This window comes from Escherichia whittamii (assembly GCF_014836715.1).
GTDB lineage: Bacteria > Pseudomonadota > Gammaproteobacteria > Enterobacterales > Enterobacteriaceae > Escherichia > Escherichia whittamii.
Genome location: NZ_JACSQI010000035.1, coordinates 1 through 731 on the forward strand (window position 1 = coordinate 1; position 731 = coordinate 731).

General features: G+C 44.0%; 1 pseudogene. It reads right to left on the reverse strand.

The window, feature by feature from the left end:
• Nucleotides 1-589, reverse strand: a pseudogene (locus H9644_RS21410) (hypothetical protein); the annotation flags it as partial.
• Between the last annotated feature and the right edge of the window lie 142 nt (nucleotides 590-731).

A 731-nucleotide genomic window follows, 5' to 3' on the forward strand; every position in this document is an offset into this window, starting at 1 on the left:
GTAACTGCTCGTCGCTTCCGGTATAGGGGGTTGCCCGCGTCCAGGCCCATTCAGGAAGCCCCGTCACCGTGACCTTTTGTGTAAACTGATACACCTTCATCCCTTTCGGAAAATAGGTTTCATCAAAATAATCTGGATCAATAAATCCTGGCTCCGCCTGCTCAGCCAAAATCTCTTTCCGGATAACGGGATGCACGCTGTCTGGCCGGGCTTCAGGTATGCCCTGCTGGTTGATGGTCACTTTTATTGAAGAAAGTAGCGTTTCCTCCTGTTTAATAAAACGAACCAAATCCAGGCTGCATCCTGCTTTTGGAAAAAAACGCCCCCGTTCTTCCATACTGGCAGGCTTGTCAGAAAACCATCCTAATGCCCCAATCTCCAGACTGATTTCATTTTCTCCATTCGCCATCAGCATCATGGCATTGGTGCTGGATATGGCCCCGGTTGAATCACCATTCTCTCGCCATGCGTTCATTCGGTTACTGAAGCCGAGGACGCCATTAGTTTTAATGGCACAATATGACTCCTCAATATTAAACTTACTGCGAATTTTTTGCTGGTTATCGTTAGAGCAAAATCCAGTTCCCATAACAACTCCTGACAGTAAAATAACCGACATTAAATGTTTTACCTTCATAATTATTTTCTCTTAAAAGGGAACGATACTCATTATATTGAGCGATTTTAATTGCTGTAATATCACTTAATAATCCATACCTATCGTCCACGTT